Origin of the sequence: Trebonia sp. (assembly GCF_049794275.1) — a bacterium.
GTDB lineage: Bacteria > Actinomycetota > Actinomycetes > Streptosporangiales > Streptosporangiaceae > Trebonia.
Genome location: NZ_JBARCR010000816.1, coordinates 1 through 2,094, shown reverse-complemented (window position 1 = coordinate 2,094; position 2,094 = coordinate 1). Strand labels below are relative to the sequence as shown.

The window sequence follows — 2,094 nt, the reverse complement described above, 5'->3', positions numbered from 1 at the left end:
GTGACCAGCTCCCCGGCTGTGGCGGCGGACGGCCTGCTGCTCGGCCTCGGCGCAGCATGAACCCGACGACTTAGGGCGGCCTGAGCCCGCTGATTTCATGATCACGAAAGAAAAGTACGCGCATAGGAGATTTTTCTTTCGTGATCATGCTGAGCGCCGCGGCTGAGGTCTTGCCAGGCCCGGCCGCCGTAGGCTCTGGCCCTTCGGCCTCTGTAAGTCACGGCGCGCACCCACATCAATGACGACTCGCCTGGCCCGGCAGCGGCGTAACACGACCTGGAATAGACAGGCGTGGCAGGCGTTGCCTTTTAGTGATGGCGGCCGGCAGCGGGGGCGGCGTAACGCCGGCGATCCAGGCTTTTGTATGCCATGGGTGAGCACAATTTTGTCTTGAGTAACATCCGTTCTTCTTACCTGCTTAGAGGTCCATGTTTTTCGCCACGCACAGAAACGACCATGATCGGCACCCGGTGCCGGCGTCCCTGGTCCGTCCGGCGAAGCAGCTCATGGTGGTGCGCAAGCGGACCCAGCCGGCGGCCGTGTACGTCGCCAGGCTCACCGCGACGGCGACGTTCGCCTACCTGATCGCGCTGCTGGTCCCGGACGGGACCGCGCGTCCGGTGCTCGCGCCGCTGACCGCGCTTCTCGTGCTGCAGGCTAGCCTCTTCCAGACGATCCGCAGCGCCATGCGCAAGGTGGTGGCCGTGACCGCCGGCGTTCTCGTGGCGGTCACGGTCTCTGCGTTCGTCGGCTTCAGCTGGTGGCTGCTCGCGCTGCTCATCGCTGGCGCGCTGACCCTCGGCTACCTGCTTCGCCTCGGCGACGACCTGCTCGAGGTGCCGATCAGCGCGATGCTGATCTTCGCGTCGGCTGGCGAGCACGCGGCCGCGTCCGGCCGGGTCGTCGACACCCTCGTCGGCAGCGCCGCCGGGCTGGCCGGCGGGCTGGCCTTCGCGCCGCTGCGGGTGCAGTCGGCCCGCGAGGCGGTCGGCGAGTTGGCCAACAGGCTGGCCGGGCAGCTCGACAAGATGGCCGCCGACCTGGCCGATATCCCGGCCGGCGAAGCGCCCGACCCGGCCCGCGTCGCCGAGTGGCTCGACCAGACCAGGGCGCTGCGCGGCGAGATCGAGAACGTCGATGACACGCTCCGGCAGGCAGAAGACAGCTCCCGGCTGAACCCGCGCACGCTCCGCACGCCTGGCGCGCTGCCGGTGGCGGAGGTCGCGCTGCGCGGCGGGCTGGAGACGCTCGAGCACGCCGCGGTGACGTTGCGCGGCCTGACCCGGTCGATGCTGGACAGCTCCCGGACCGCGACCGAGGCCAGCCCGGTCAGGGACGAGCAGACCCGCGGCCGGCTGGCCAGCGTGCTCACGCAGCTCGGACAGGCGATCCGCGCGTACAGCAGGCTCGTGCAGACGCTGCCGTCGGACCCGGAGCCGCTCGAATCCGAACTCACCGCCGCGCTCGAGGACGCGCACCGTCAGCAGGACCTGCTCGCGGACATCCTCGAGCCGCGCACCGCGCCCGAGGGCGGCGCCAGCGAATGGCCGATCCGCGGAGAGATACTGGCCCACATCGACCGGCTGCGCACCGGGCTGCAGGTGGACCTCGGCGAGATCGCCCTCCCGCCCGGCCGCCGCCGGCAGCCGGGCAAGATACGCGCCCTGCTGCCGGCCGGCCTCCGGCTCCCGCGTCCCCAGGTCCGGAGGCGCCCCCGGGTCGCGGAGCAGCCTCAGGACCCTGAGAGCCCCCAGGCCCAAGAGCAGCCTCAGGTCCCGAAGGAGAGCGACCCGCGGGACATCACGCCGACCCGCTGAGCCCGGCGGGCGACCGCGCCATCATGGCTCACCAGGATCAGCGTCAGCTGGTACTCGCGCCATAGCTTCTCCATCAGCCCGATGATCTCGTCGCGGGTCTCCTCGTCCAGGTTGCCCGTCGGCTCGTCGGCGAGCAGCACCTTCGGCTCCTTGATCAGGGCCCGGGCGATCGCGACGCGCTGCTGCTGGCCGCCGGACAGCTCGGACGGCAGGTGCCTGGCCCGGTCGGTGAGCCCGACGCTGTCCAGCGCCGCGGCCACCTTCCGCCGCCGTGCGG

At 71.0% G+C, this 2,094-nt stretch carries 2 protein-coding genes; one reads left to right on the top strand and one right to left on the bottom strand.

Going from position 1 to position 2,094, the window contains the following annotated elements; translation table 11 throughout:
- The first annotated feature begins 470 nt into the window (after positions 1 to 470).
- Positions 471 to 1,817 (top strand): FUSC family protein, encoded by a 1,347-nt coding sequence (locus WA805_RS21360; protein WP_422290281.1) that lies wholly within the window; start codon positions 471 to 473, stop codon positions 1,815 to 1,817.
- On the opposite strand, the gene WA805_RS21355 is transcribed toward WA805_RS21360, so the two are convergent.
- The coding region (locus tag WA805_RS21355; protein WP_425243208.1) for an ATP-binding cassette domain-containing protein at positions 1,769 to 2,094 on the bottom strand (326 nt) is incomplete at its 5' end. The genes WA805_RS21360 and WA805_RS21355 overlap by 49 nt on opposite strands.